Raw genomic sequence first — 12,919 nt, forward strand, 5'->3', positions numbered from 1 at the left:
TTAAGAAAAAGTCAGATAATTCCCACATCTGATTTTTTCACCTTATTGTTATGTTCTCTCTTAGTATATTTTTTAAAGGTTTCGGTATTGGTAGCGGGCTTATTGTAGCAATTGGAGCGCAAAATGCTTTTGTTCTAAAACAAGGACTTAAACAGCAATATGTATTTTGGTTATGTTTAATCTGTGCGCTGTCCGACTCAATTCTAATCGCTTTTGGTGTATTAGGTTTTGCCGAAATCATGACAGCATCACCCATCTTAATTACAGTCGCTAAATATTTAGGGGCAACATTCTTATTGGTCTATGGTGCGAAAGCATTCTATGCTGCCTTAAAAACCACCCAAAGCATGGAGCTTGATAGCAGCCAGAAACAGACTTTAACTCAAGCACTAGTGACCTGTCTCGCCTTTACTTGGCTTAACCCCCATGTCTATTTGGATACCATTGTTCTGATTGGTTCAGTTGCAACTCAGCTAGAAGACAAAATTAGTTTTGCTTTGGGCAGCATTGTTGCCTCTTGGATTTTCTTTTTCAGCTTAGGTTATGGCGCAAGGTTATTAAAACCATTATTTATCAATCCTAAAGCATGGAAAGTTTTAGATTTCATTATTGGTTGTGTTATGTGGAGTATCGCAATATCGCTTCTCATCTAATGCATTCAAACAGTAAAAAGTACCATGTCTGAATGGTACTTTTTATACGCTCAAAATTATGCTTGAGAACCCAACACCAGTTTTGACTGTTTTCTTTCTTGCTGAGACTGTTTTATGACAGCATAACCAGAAGACACGCCCAAGTACGCAATGACAAAGGCAACAAATAAATCGGGAAATACACTACCTGTTCCAAATACGCCAACGGCCGCTAAAATCACAGCAATATTGGCAATAGAATCGTTTCTACTACACAACCAGACAGAACGCATATTGGCATCTCCATCACGGTACGCATAGAGCATAAGCGCAACTGAAACGTTAGCAATTAAAGCCATCACGCCAATTGCTCCCATCACCATAGGTTCGGGCGGAACACCATGAAAATACGACAAAACCACTTTTGCAATAACAAAAACACCAAAAGCTGTCATCGTTATTCCTTTAAGTAATGCAGCTGTTGCGCGCCAATACAAACTCATCGAAAGCACGACTAAAGATAATGCATAATTTGCTGCATCTCCGGCAAAATCTAATGCATCGGCCCACAATGAAACAGATTGGGCTTTATAACCGCCCAATATTTCAACTACAAACATCAAAGCATTGATCACAAGTGCAATCCATAATGCTCTTCTAAAACGTGGACTCACTTTCTTTGAAGGAGAACATGTTGAAGCACAACCACATCCAGCCATTTTATTTCCTCTAAAACTCTTTTATAGTCATTAAAAACCTTTGAGTAGCTCCAGAGTCAAGCCTTATGAATCTTTCTATTGGTCAATTATCAAAAAAAGCGGATGTTCCAATTGATACGATCCGTTATTACGAAAAAGTAGGTGTGTTGGACCGTATCCAACGTTCAGAAAATAATTATCGTATTTATACCGAGCAGACATTCAACGACCTATTGTTTATTAAGCATTGCCGAGAATTAGATATTTCACTCAGTGATATTAAAACGTTAAAAGAAATGAAAACTCAGCCTAAACAGGCATGTACAAAAATTGATAACCTAGTAGATAAATATTTAAATGAAGTATCTGAAAAAATTGAACGATTATTGCTTTTAAAAGAATCTTTAATTGATTTAAAACAGCACTGCTCTACCAATCGAACAGTAGATGAATGTGGAATTTTAAAAGAACTGCAAAGCTCGCCTTAAACCTATTTTAGTAAATTTACACAAATAAAAAAGCACCACTCATGTGATGCTTTTTTAAGATTAATGGTCGCTATGTTCATCAGGAGGAACTTCGGTAATTCTCCCACCCCGAGCTAAAAATGCGGCGATTTCATCTTCCAGCGCTTGGCGCTGTTTCTGTTTAGCAGTTACAGTCAGCGTTTCTGCCTCAGCAAGATCAGTATCACTCATACCGCCTACTTCTTCATCAGCTGCACCGCTTTCGGCTGCTTTCGCTTCATCTTCATCTACAGCAGAATCTTCTGCATCTTCATAATCATTGATATCTGACATTTCACACTCCCCACAATGATTTTTATTGCATCATCGCTATGGTCCCAAGACCTCAGAAATTTAGCAATCTCTTTGCGTTTAGCAAAGAGCCAATTTGGTCACTTCCGTATCTTTTATGACCAAATTGGTAATGATATATAAATGATTGTTCAAAAAATATCTACTGGCATTGAATTCGCTTAGTAGAGTATAGGCCCAGTGAATATTTTAATGCTTATAGCGGGTACTTTGTAAAGCCCCTAAACCATTTGCTTGTTGCATAAATCGATCTTTTAAAACCGGAGTCAGCTCAACTTGCTTAAGCCCCATATTACGAGCCCACACGACTGGAAATAGCTCACTACTTTCAAGCCAACCAATTGCCGACATGCTATGCATCATTGCATCATTCTGACCTTTACGGCGATGTTCATAGCGCATTAAAGTTTGCTCATGCGCCCATACACCACGGTTTAAATCGTGAAGCAATACATCACACAGTACTGCGGCATCAAGACAGCCAATATTTACCCCTTGTCCAGCAAGTGGATGAATTACATGTGCAGCATCACCAATCAAAGCTAAACCTGCTTTTACATATTGTTTTGCAGCACGAGCTTTGAGCGGAAATTGTGCTCTTGAACGAACCTCTAACACCTCACCCAACATGTGTTGGCTTTCTTGAGTTAAAAGTTGCATAAACGCAGTATCGTTTAAAGCTGAATATTCATCGGCATAATCATCTGGTAGTGTCCAGACAATGGATTGCCAGTATCCGTTCTCAGTTTCTTCAAGACTTGCCATAGGTAAAAATGCTAAAGGTCCTGTAGGTAAGAAAATTTGGCGGGCAACATAATGATGAGGCTTTGCTGTTCTGATTGCACAGCTAATGGCTGCTTGTTTGTAATCTAGTACATCGAGGTCAATAAAAGCCTGTTCACGTACAAACGAATTCGCACCATCTGCACCAATAAGAAGTTTAGTTTTAAGCGTAGTGCCATCTGCTAATTGAATATGCCAACATCCTACGCCCTGCTCAATACGTGTAACACGCACTTGAGTACGGTAATCTGTAAGCTGCTGCAACATTTTTTGCTGAATGGCAACGTTCAGTACACTGGGTTCCACCATAGAACCCAAGGCTTGCTCTGGCATCGGTCTTAGTTGCGACTCTTGGCCAAAATTAATTTCACCGTAGCCATTTAGATTCCAGACCTGCATGCCTGTATAAGGCATTTGACGAGCAAGATCATCCCAAACATTTACCGTTTTAAGCAAATGAATGGTCGCTTGGCTAAGTGCTAAAACACGTGGATTCATCACGCTTAATGTTTTCTCAACATCAAGTACAGGAGCCGCATCAAGCACTGTGGGTTGCACCCCACCTTGCGCAAGTAACAAAGCAGTTAAACCTCCAACCAATCCACCACCAATAATGACGACATCCAACACTTCACTCATGCTTTTAACCCCATTGCATAGTTAGCCACCAATGGTTTTACACCCGGAATAACATCAAATGCAATTAATCCCGTATTACGAATTAATTTTAATAATGGGTTTTGGTTACTAAAACCACGAACTACAGTGTCACAGAACTTAATAACCCGCTGCTGATCTGATAAACGAGCTTGCTCATAGGCAAGTAAGTTATCTGGGTTACCTAAATCATCAGAAGTGCTTAACTGGTTCACTAAATAACGCACTAAAACATCGGCATCACGTAGACATAAATTAAAGCCTTGTCCTGCAACAGGATGAATTGTATGCGCTGCATTACCCATTAAAATAACGCGACCAACAGCTTGTTTATGCGCAAGCACTTGTGAAAGTGGATAGCTAAAACGTTTACCCGTTTTTTCAAATTTACCCGCTCGGTCACCGTAAGTTTGTTGCAAAGCACTTAAAAAGTGTTGGTCATTTTCATCACCTAGCCATTCATTTTCGGTGCCTTTTTTCACAGGCCATACCACTGAACGGCGGTACTCACCGGGTAAAGGTAATAAAGCTAAAGGGCCTAATGCACTAAACCGTTCAAAACCTACCTGTTCATGCGGTTTTGATGTCTGAACCGTAGTCACAATTGCAACCTGATCATAGTCGTGAACATCAACACCCACGCCAATTGCCTGACGACAAAAAGAATCGCGTCCATCAGCCGCAATTAATAATTTTGACTCAAGTTTTAAAGTTTCCTCACCACGCAAAGCTTCAATATGTACTTGTTCGGCATCTTGAGTTAAAGCGGTAACCTGTACACCATCAATTAGTTCAATCAAAGGTTGTTGGCGCACTTGAGTTAAAAGTACACGTCCAAGCCAAGCATTTTCAATTACCTGACCAAAGCTTTCGACTTTTTCTTGTTCTGCAATTAAACGTGCCTTGCCAAAACTACCTTGCTCTGTAATATGGACTTGCAAAATTGGAGTCGCATGTTGCTGTAATGCATCCCACAACCCCAGCTTCTGATAAATCTGTACGCTACGACGCGATAAAGCCGTATTACGTGCATCAAAACTCGAATGGTAAGGAGCAACATTTTGATCATCATAGTTTGGGTATCTCACAGCTTCTAATAGCTTTACCGCAATATTAGCCTTCGCCAGCATGAGTGAAAGGCTCAAGCCAACCATTCCCCCACCTACAATAATCACTTGTTGTTGCATCGAATTTTGCTCCTTTGGCGAATACGTTTAATTATGCTTTAGCTTGCGCCATTAAATGTTCAATATCTGCAATATCTTTAACCACATGGGCAGTTAAAACTCGTGGTCCTTTCGATGTTGCTACCACATCATCCTCAATACGAATACCAATACCACGCCATTTTTCATCTACAGTTTCATCATCTGGTGCAATGTATAAACCAGGTTCCACTGTAATCACCATACCTTCTTCGTATTGACGCCAGTCTTCACCTTTTTTGTAAGATCCGACATCGTGTACATCCATGCCTAACCAATGACCTGTGCCATGCATATAAAACTGACGGTATGCTTCGGTTTCGATGAGTTCGTTAACATCACCTTTGAGCAAACCTAAATTAACTAGACCTTTAGTTAAAATTTTAACTGCTATTTCATGAGGCTCACGGTATGAATTACCAATACGTACTGCATCAATCGCTGCATATTGGGCAGCCAATACAACTTCATATAATGCTTTTTGCTCAGCACTAAATTTACCATTGACCGGAAAAGTACGGGTAATATCTGACGCATAGAATTCATATTCACATGCAGCATCAATTAAAACTAAATCACCATCTTTGAGTAGCTTGTTATTTTCAACATAATGTAAAACACAAGCATTCGCACCACCGCCTACAATACTGTTATAAGACGGGACACAACCATTTTTCCCAAAAATATAATTAAGTTCAGCTTCAAGAGCATATTCCATCATCTCTGGGTGTACCGTTTGCATCGCACGCGTATGTGCTTCAGCACTAATATTTGCAGCAATTTGCATTAAGTCAAGTTCTTGCGGTGACTTAACTAAACGCATTTCATCAACAATACGGTCGAGCTGGACCAATTGAGCTGGAGCACTCTCATGTCGGTGTTCGTCATCTGCTTTTTTAATCCACTGACTCACCCGCGCATCAAACGCAGCATTGTGCCCAATCCGATAATAAAGACGCTCTTTATTTAATAATTTTTCAATAATTTCTTCATCAAGCAAATCAATTACATATGCTTCATCAGCATCGTAGTCTTCAACTGCACCATCAACTCCGGCACGGAAACCATTCCAGATTTCCATCTCGCGATTACGTTCACGGCAAAAAAGACTATAGCTATAGTCTTCATCGTCAAAGGTTTCAATGACAGCAACTGCCTCAGGCTCAGCAAAACCCGTCAAATAGAAAAAACTACTATCGGCACGGAATTTATAATCCGCATCACGATTACGGTACATTTCCTCACGCGTTGCAATAATTGCAATGCTGTTTGGACCCATTTTTTCTGCCAGACGGTCTCTACGATGTCGAAAATCAGCTTGAGGCAATTTCATAATGATCTACTTGATTTAGAATTTTAAAGTCAAAAAATAAAATACAACCAATAACACATCGCCTCAATTAGCTTGGGCGATGTGGAGTAAACATTTCTACAACATTTTTTTCTGTAGCTACAGCAGCAGATTTACTTTTCGCATGAAAGTTTTTCAATAAAGAGCTTTCAGTTACAGTAATTTTTTTTCTGCCAATAGACAAACTTACAGGAATTAAGCGTACAAATTCATATAATTCTTCATAACTGCTTTCACCTTCCTCATCATTATCAGAGTCTTCAAATTCGACTGCTGCAATATCTTGAAGGTTCTCAATTAATTCAAGTTCATCTGGACGAATATGACCCGATGCCAACCCAAAACCTAATACAACACCTGCACACCAATCTGATAAAGCTTGTACACGCTCTTGAAGAAGGTGGTCATCATCAGGAAGCATAGGTAAATAATCTAATTCATCATCAGATATAGCGTGAACGACATCTTCTGCTTCATCAGTTAAAAGTGTTAGAGCATCTTCACTTAACTCTGGCACATTAAGGGTTGTTAAAATTTGTGACCATTCTTCACGCGTTGGCGCTTCTGTCACACAAACAATACCTGTTAATAGACCATGTAACTCACTAGGGCTTGAAATTTCTTCAATTCCTTCAAAATGAGCGTTCCAATCTGTCCAGCCTGAAATATCGTCTTGCATTCGTTTATCCAATCTCTATACTTTGTATATATTACCTTTGATTGCAATTCTGTGCGACCTCGTTATGTTAGAACAATTACAGCGGCTACAAGCGCATATTAGCGTATTAAAAACACGCTTACATCATTTAGAGAGTGAACATGCGACACTCTCGGAAGCTAAAGAACTGGCTGAAACAGAGCATCACGCACAAGTTGTGCAAAAAAATAGTATTATCACTAAAAAACAAGAGGAAATTGAGTCGGTAACTGAGCAACTATCTCAGTTAAAAGGTCAATTTCAACAATTGAATCAGGATGCTAACACACTTGCTGAACGTTATAGTCGATTAGAAAAAAGTACGACTGATTTAAAAAATCGTTTTCAAGAAATTCTTGCCGAACGCAATGAATTACGTGTTGCAAAAGAAAAGTTACAAGCCCACCAACGTCAAACTCAGCAAGAGCTTCATGATTTACAACAAGATCGTGATCGTTTGTTACAAAAAAATGAGCTTGCTAAATCAAAAGTTGAAGCCATTATTCAACGTTTAGGAATTTTAGGCACTGCCCAAGATCAGCATGCTCAAGAAATTCAGCAGCTTGCCCATCCTAATGCTGAAACTGGTGAGGAGACCCAATCATGAGTGAACAAGTCATGGTAGAGCTTAGGCTGATTGAGCAGACCTTTAGACTCGCGACTACGCTAGATAAAAAAGACGAACTTGAACGTGCAGCAGAACTTCTCAATGAGAAATTTAATGAGATGCGTCGTAGTGCTCCACGTGTTGAGCACAATAAACTGGTCATTATGGTTGCTCTACAATTGACTCAAGAAGTATTGAGCCTTAATAAGTCTTTGCAAGAATACACTCACTGTGAACGTTTACTGCAAACGATATTGGATGATGTTGAACAAATTGTTTAATAAATCATCCATACAAAAACGCCTTGCTCTATGAAGAATAGATGCAAGGCGTTTTTTATTGAGGCTATTAAGCGCAATTGGAAATGATTTTTGCATATTAGTGTACAAAGCTTCATCAAACGCAAACTAAGTTTACAGTTCCTGAGGATTTGAGGATTGCCAACATAGTCAGATCGGTTATACTTAAATTGTCTCTGGGGTGTTCGCCAGCGGGTCTATTCCCCTGCCGATACTTAAACTTATGGATGTGTTCTGTATATTTAGAGTGTATGCCTACCCTCGTGTAGGAAACCCAGCAAGTATACGTCGCGTCCACCTTGAACTCATCGGGTTCAGGGTAACGACACATGCAGCGGCATCTTCGGAGCATTTAGTTTTAACTTTTAAGAAAAATTCAAAACATTTATTTTAATTTAGCTTTCCATACAGACCTTTCAGTCTAAAATTTTCTTTTTAAAACATTAAATTGTAGTTTAGCTGATTAATCTACTCAGCCCTCTCTAATATTATTTTTTATTTCTATTAAGACACTCTTCATACCAGCCTGTTTGAAAATCTTCTATTGCCTTTCTTTTAAAGAAACTGGTTCTAAATACTTTGGCAGAGTAAGCCGAATTAATTAAATCTTGATAAAGTTGTTTGGCTTTAGGATCTTCGAGGCCATTTGCTATCTGTTGCAAGTCTTCAGATGGAACTTTTTGTTGACGTGCCTCCATGACAGTATAAGCAACTTTTTTTACTACATTACAAATCTCAGGATCACTTACATTTTCGTCTGCATAACAACTTAAAGCCAAAAAACTAAGCAGAAATAATCTAAACTTCATGACCCTACCTTTTTTTATAGTTTAAAATTAATGACAGAATTTAATTATTAAAAAAGAAATAGAAAATTTCTTACTATTTCTTTTTAAAGATCACGCTGGATTAATTACATAAAAATATAGAATAAGGCCAGCCAAAATGGTTGAAGCAATCGTTAAATATGTACCGACAGTATTAAAACTCTGTAAGAATTTCAAGATTTCCATATCTAGAACCCCCTAAATTAGCAACTATAAAGACAAAATGAAATTTATCACAATTCAATAATGCCAATCAATTCACACTTATCGGATTTTTTGAGAGTTAAAACATCAATTGGCTTATTGGTTACAGCTAATCGCTAAAGCATCCTTGTAGTAGTCAGTGGCACTCTTCAAATCTGACAACATTTTTTCTTCGGTATAAGGTTTAGGTGAAATTTTGATTAATGCAGGCATATATTGGGTCTTATAGACCTCAGGATAATCATGACACAAGATTTTTACTTTAACCTCTTGTGATATCTTCGGATTATCTAATTGATCTAAAAACTCTCCAATTTTACGGTCAGACTCTTCAAATTGAGCTTTATAGTCAACTTCAGCTGCTTCAGGTTCTGTTTGTTTTGTGCACCCACCAAGCATCAATACGGTGCTTATTGTAATGGTTAAAATTTTTAACTTCATAGGCTTAACAATTTCACATTCATCTTTTTAAATATTCTTATCTGATTAAATGTAAATAAATACTGGTAATACGTAAAGAAAGAGAATTTTTTAACGCCAAAGAAGATACCTCACATCAAGTAAAGTTAAAGTTATTTCTTAATTACTCCTCTATTTCCATAAAGCTATAGAAAAATAGGTATAATTTTGCTCGACTGATCTCAAATCTTTGTTAGATTTACACATGAATGAACTTAGTTTTATTAGAAAAAATTTAAGATCTAAAAGACGCTCTTTAAGCCCATTGGAGCAAAAACAAGCTCAGCTTAATGTCCTCCATCATTTAAACAGTCTTGCTATTTTTCATTCATCAAAAAAAATTGGTTTATATTTACATGCCTTCGGAGAAGTTCATACAGATCTGCTCATAAAGTTATGTTTTCAAAAAAATAAAAAAGTTTATTTACCTATGATTTGTTCTATGAATCAACATTTAGTTTGGGTAAGAATATCTAAAAACCAATATTTAAATCGGCGTTTTTCGCATCATCCGTTGGGTATGAAAGAACCCATGGCAACAAGAGGAAAACATGTATCAAAACTTGATTTACTGTTGATGCCACTTTTAGCTTGTGATCACTACGGAACACGTATTGGTATGGGAGGCGGCTATTATGACCGAACACTAGCAAGTGCAAAACATAAGCCTTATCGTTTGGGAATGGCGCATCAATTTCAATTTATTGAGCATACTTTAAAACGTCAAAGTTGGGATCAACCATTAGATGCTTTACTCACCCCTCAACATATTTATTATTTTAAAAGATGATTTTTATATAAAAATTTATAAAACTTAAAATATATCCTTTTACTTTTTAGTCCCTTAAAACGAAAAAGTAACCACCCTAAGGATGATTACTTTGCCGTGACAGACCGTTTTACCAACTTATATTAACACGCCTATTTAATGTTCAATATCGAATAAGCTTTGCATTATTGTTAACAATACATTGTGTATAAATGGCACAAGAAAATGGTTATTTACTATCCAAACGATTTTTTTATCATATGAATATTTCATAATTATTAAGCTAAATTACTTACCCTTTCTACAAAATTTTATTCTTCTTAAGAATTAATTCGTTGATTCATAATATTTTAATAAAAAAGTTGACTAAATTAGTCATTTTTTCCACATTTTCTATAAATAGGCCCTTGTAATTTTTGAAATACACATCACTATAAAAAACATGGCAACCTCGTTGTCACTCATTAGGAGTGCCCATGTCTGAACTTATTATGAATGAAAAAACTGACTTAGAGCCTCAGGTTCCAAGTGTATTACCACTTTTAGCGTTACGTGATGTAGTGGTCTATCCACACATGCAAATTGCGTTATTCGTGGGTCGTGAACAATCGATCAATGCAGTTGATGTGGCTCGTAACAGTGACAATTTAGTATTTGTAGTTGCGCAAAAAGATTCGCTTACAGAAGATATTGATCACGATAACCTTTATCAGTACGGAACTGTCGCTAAGATTGTTCAGGTCGTAAATCATGAGAATGATGAAAACTGTATCAAAGTACTTATTGAAGGGTTACAGCGCTCTAAACTTGAAAAAATTATCGATGAAGATAGCTATTTGACGGCTGAACATAGCTTAAGTCCAATGACAATTAACGTAGATAAAGCTACTCAAGAAACTCGTTTACAAGAGTTACGTACTTTATTTGCTCAATACGCTGAAGCAAAATTACGTAATGCACGTGAACTGGTTGCAGCTGCTAATAAAATTGAAGACTTACTACAGCTTATGTTCTTCGTGGCAACACGTGTGCCTCTAAATATTGAAATTAAACAGAAGTTTTTAGAGCACGATGAGTTTGAAGCACATTTGCAAGAACTTATGAGCTACTTGGTAAATCAATCTGCTGAACAGCAAATTGAACAAACTTTGCATGACAGCGTAAAACGCCAAATGGAAAAAAACCAACGTGAATACTTTCTAAATGAAAAAATGAAAGTCATTCAACGTGAACTTTCTGACATGAATGGTGGCGCTGAAGATGACGTTGCTGAAATAGAAAAACGTCTTGCTGAAGCTGATTTACCTGAACACGTACGTAAAAAAGCTGAAGCTGAGTTCCGTAAGCTTAAAGCAATGCAACCTGCATCTAGTGAAGCAGCTGTTGTACGTAACTATCTAGAAGTAATTTTAGATACGCCGTGGAATAAGGCGAGCAAAGTCAGTATTAACCTTGCGAAAGCTCAAGAAATTCTTGATACAGATCACTACGGCTTAGATGACGTTAAAGATCGTATTGTTGAATATTTAGCTGTTCAATCACGTGTTAAAAAACTCAAAGGTCCGATTCTATGTTTAGTAGGTCCTCCTGGTGTAGGTAAAACTTCACTTGGTGAGTCAGTTGCGAAAGCAACAGGTCGTGAGTTTGTTCGTATGGCACTTGGTGGCGTACGTGACGAAGCTGAGATTCGTGGTCACCGTCGTACTTATATTGGTGCGATGCCAGGTAAAATCGTGCAGTCTTTAACAAAAGTTGGCGTGAAGAACCCTCTGTTCTTACTCGACGAAATTGACAAGATGGCACAAGACTACCGTGGCGATCCTGCTTCTGCATTGCTTGAAGTATTAGATCCATCACAAAACAGTAAATTCAACGATCACTATTTAGATCTTGATCTTGACCTCTCTGAAGTGATGTTTATCTGTACTGCAAACAGCATGAATATTCCTGAGGCATTACTTGACCGTATGGAAGTTATTCGTCTACCGGGTTATACCGAAGATGAAAAAGTTAATATTGCTGAACGTTACCTTGTTCCAAAAGCGATTAAGAACAACGGTCTACGTGCTAAAGAGTTAACAATTCATGAAGAAGCGATTCGTGATATTGTTCAGCGCTATACACGTGAAGCTGGTGTACGTAGTTTAGAACGTGAAGTATCTAAAATTGCGCGTAAAGTGGTAAAAGAAGCAGTAAGTAAAAAGTCTAAAAACTTACAACTTGATGTGACTTCTGCCAATCTTCCAGAATACTTAGGTCCACATAAGTTTGACTTCGGTATTGCAGAAGAAGAAGCGCAAGTAGGTCGCGTAAACGGTCTAGCTTGGACATCTGTAGGTGGTGAGTTACTTACCATTGAAGTTGCAGCGGTAAAAGGTAAAGGCAAATTCATTACGACCGGTTCACTTGGTGATGTAATGAAAGAATCGATTACTACAGCAATGACTTTAGTACGTACACGTGCCGATGAGCTAGGTATTGAAGCTTCTCGTTTTGAAGAAACTGATGTACACGTTCACTTACCAGAAGGTGCAACACCAAAAGATGGCCCATCTGCTGGTTTAGCATTAACAACTGCCCTTGTATCAGCATTTACAGGTATTGCGATTCGTCCGGATATTGCAATGACTGGTGAAACAAGTTTAGGTGGTCGTGCAATGCGTATTGGTGGCTTAAAAGAAAAACTTCTTGCGGCACACCGTGGTGGAATCAAACTTGTATTTATTCCACAAGATAACGTACGTGATTTGGCAGAAATTCCAGCCAATGTTAAAGAAGGTTTAGAAATCAAAGCTGTGAAAAGTATTGATGACATCTTGCCTTTAGCATTAGTTTCAATGCCAAAGCCTTTACCTAAAACGCCGATTGTAAAACCGGTGGAAGGTTCAAAAGCAGCACGTCACTAATTAAAAT

The 12,919-nt window shown here is 37.9% G+C and carries 15 protein-coding genes and 1 other RNA gene; 7 read left to right on the forward strand and 9 right to left on the reverse strand.

Features of this window, described 5'->3' with window-relative positions:
- Window positions 1-50 precede the first annotated feature (50 nt).
- The gene (locus F935_RS10295; RefSeq protein WP_016138876.1) at window positions 51-653 is read left to right on the forward strand and encodes a LysE/ArgO family amino acid transporter; all 603 of its coding nucleotides are present in this window, start codon (window positions 51-53) and stop codon (window positions 651-653) included.
- Between the two features lie 56 nt (window positions 654-709).
- On the opposite strand, the gene F935_RS10300 is transcribed toward F935_RS10295, so the two are convergent.
- The gene (locus F935_RS10300; RefSeq protein ID WP_016138877.1) at window positions 710-1,351 is read right to left on the reverse strand and encodes a cation efflux transmembrane domain-containing protein; all 642 of its coding nucleotides are present in this window, start codon (window positions 1,349-1,351) and stop codon (window positions 710-712) included.
- Window positions 1,352-1,416: 65 nt separating this feature from the next.
- Between F935_RS10300 and F935_RS10305 the strand changes: the two genes are divergently transcribed.
- Window positions 1,417-1,818, forward strand: coding sequence for a MerR family transcriptional regulator (locus tag F935_RS10305; RefSeq protein WP_016138878.1), 402 nt, complete (start codon window positions 1,417-1,419; stop codon window positions 1,816-1,818).
- Between the two features lie 60 nt (window positions 1,819-1,878).
- Here F935_RS10305 and F935_RS10310 read toward each other — a convergent pair whose 3' ends face one another.
- From F935_RS10310 to F935_RS10330, 5 genes are all read right to left on the reverse strand, one after another.
- On the reverse strand, window positions 1,879-2,130 hold the full coding sequence (locus tag F935_RS10310) for a hypothetical protein (protein ID WP_016138879.1): 252 nt from the start codon (window positions 2,128-2,130) through the stop codon (window positions 1,879-1,881).
- Window positions 2,131-2,337: 207 nt separating this feature from the next.
- Window positions 2,338-3,570 (reverse strand): FAD-dependent monooxygenase, encoded by a 1,233-nt coding sequence (locus tag F935_RS10315; protein ID WP_016138880.1) that lies wholly within the window; start codon window positions 3,568-3,570, stop codon window positions 2,338-2,340.
- Window positions 3,567-4,775: a 2-octaprenyl-6-methoxyphenyl hydroxylase gene (ubiH, locus tag F935_RS10320; protein ID WP_016138881.1), complete on the reverse strand. Its 1,209-nt coding sequence runs from the start codon at window positions 4,773-4,775 to the stop codon at window positions 3,567-3,569. Before ubiH ends, F935_RS10315 begins: the two co-directional genes overlap by 4 nt.
- Window positions 4,776-4,806: 31 nt before the next feature.
- Window positions 4,807-6,126 carry a Xaa-Pro aminopeptidase gene (gene pepP / locus F935_RS10325; protein WP_016138882.1) on the reverse strand — a complete coding sequence of 440 codons (1,320 nt, stop codon included), beginning with the start codon at window positions 6,124-6,126 and terminating at the stop codon, window positions 4,807-4,809.
- A gap of 67 nt (window positions 6,127-6,193) precedes the next feature.
- Window positions 6,194-6,823, reverse strand: coding sequence for a UPF0149 family protein (locus tag F935_RS10330; RefSeq protein ID WP_016138883.1), 630 nt, complete (start codon window positions 6,821-6,823; stop codon window positions 6,194-6,196).
- A gap of 64 nt (window positions 6,824-6,887) precedes the next feature.
- On the opposite strand from F935_RS10330, the gene F935_RS10335 reads away from it, so the two are divergent.
- From F935_RS10335 to ssrS, 3 genes are all read left to right on the forward strand, one after another.
- The gene (locus tag F935_RS10335; protein WP_016138884.1) at window positions 6,888-7,448 is read left to right on the forward strand and encodes a hypothetical protein; all 561 of its coding nucleotides are present in this window, start codon (window positions 6,888-6,890) and stop codon (window positions 7,446-7,448) included.
- Window positions 7,445-7,729, forward strand: coding sequence for a cell division protein ZapA (locus tag F935_RS10340; protein WP_003652859.1), 285 nt, complete (start codon window positions 7,445-7,447; stop codon window positions 7,727-7,729). The genes F935_RS10335 and F935_RS10340 overlap by 4 nt, the downstream gene beginning before the upstream one ends.
- Before the next feature lie 188 nt (window positions 7,730-7,917).
- Window positions 7,918-8,101, forward strand: a non-coding RNA gene (gene ssrS / locus F935_RS18440) — 6S RNA.
- 134 nt (window positions 8,102-8,235) lie between these two features.
- Here the strand turns inward: ssrS and F935_RS10345 are convergent.
- The 3 genes from F935_RS10345 to F935_RS10350 form a co-directional block, all read right to left on the reverse strand.
- Complete coding sequence (locus F935_RS10345) at window positions 8,236-8,556, reverse strand: hypothetical protein (protein ID WP_016138885.1); 321 nt, start codon at window positions 8,554-8,556, stop codon at window positions 8,236-8,238.
- Between the two features lie 90 nt (window positions 8,557-8,646).
- Complete coding sequence (locus F935_RS18445; protein ID WP_016138886.1) at window positions 8,647-8,760, reverse strand: hypothetical protein; 114 nt, start codon at window positions 8,758-8,760, stop codon at window positions 8,647-8,649.
- A 114-nt stretch (window positions 8,761-8,874) separates the two neighbouring features.
- Window positions 8,875-9,219, reverse strand: coding sequence for a hypothetical protein (locus tag F935_RS10350; RefSeq protein ID WP_016138887.1), 345 nt, complete (start codon window positions 9,217-9,219; stop codon window positions 8,875-8,877).
- 223 nt (window positions 9,220-9,442) lie between these two features.
- On the opposite strand from F935_RS10350, the gene F935_RS10355 reads away from it, so the two are divergent.
- Together F935_RS10355 and lon are read left to right on the forward strand one after the other, a co-directional pair.
- Window positions 9,443-10,027, forward strand: a complete 585-nt coding sequence (locus F935_RS10355) for a 5-formyltetrahydrofolate cyclo-ligase (RefSeq protein ID WP_016138888.1) — start codon at window positions 9,443-9,445, stop codon at window positions 10,025-10,027.
- A 455-nt stretch (window positions 10,028-10,482) separates the two neighbouring features.
- The gene (gene lon / locus F935_RS10360; RefSeq protein WP_016138889.1) at window positions 10,483-12,912 is read left to right on the forward strand and encodes an endopeptidase La; all 2,430 of its coding nucleotides are present in this window, start codon (window positions 10,483-10,485) and stop codon (window positions 12,910-12,912) included.
- Window positions 12,913-12,919 lie beyond the last annotated feature (7 nt).

This window comes from Acinetobacter calcoaceticus ANC 3811 (assembly GCF_000399665.1).
GTDB lineage: Bacteria > Pseudomonadota > Gammaproteobacteria > Pseudomonadales > Moraxellaceae > Acinetobacter > Acinetobacter calcoaceticus_B.